The organism is Pseudophaeobacter profundi, from assembly GCF_029697505.1.
Classification (GTDB): Bacteria; Pseudomonadota; Alphaproteobacteria; order Rhodobacterales; family Rhodobacteraceae; genus Pseudophaeobacter; species Pseudophaeobacter profundi.
The window spans coordinates 1-606 of record NZ_JARJEF010000054.1 but is presented as its reverse complement, the minus strand read 5'-3'; the positions used below and the strand labels follow the sequence as shown (position 1 = coordinate 606).

Here is a 606-nt window from a genome sequence, read left to right as displayed (position 1 = left end):
CAGGATCTATAGGATTAATAAGATTAACTTCTGGAACAATTATATGATTTCATAATAATAATATATGATTAATAAGTATTGGAATAATTATTATTATTTTAACAATAATTCAATGATGACGAGACGTAGTACGAGAATCAACTTTTCAAGGAATCCATACAAAAAAAGTAATTAAAGGAATAAAATGAGGAATAATCCTTTTTATTACCTCAGAAGTTTTATTTTTTTCATCATTTTTTTGAGCATTTTTTCATAGTAGACTAGCCCCAACTATTGAAATTGGTATACAATGACCACCTACAGGAATTAAAACATTTAACCCTATAAGAATTCCTTTATTAAATACAATAATCTTACTATCATCAGGAATTTCAATTACATGAGCTCATAATGCAATAATTAATATAAATTACTCACAAACAGTACAAAGAATATTAATTACAATCATTTTAGGGATTTATTTTACTGTACTTCAAGCAATTGAATATTATGAAGCACCATTTTCTATAGCAGATTCAATTTATGGATCAACATTTTTTATAAGAACAGGATTTCACGGATTGCATGTAATTATTGGAACAATATTTATTTTTATTTCAATATGAC

Annotated in this window: 1 pseudogene; it reads left to right on the top strand. The window is 24.9% G+C overall.

What is annotated here, in order from left to right:
* Positions 1–305 precede the first annotated feature (305 nt).
* Positions 306–605, top strand: a pseudogene (locus P2081_RS21080) (cytochrome c oxidase subunit 3).
* Position 606 lies beyond the last annotated feature (1 nt).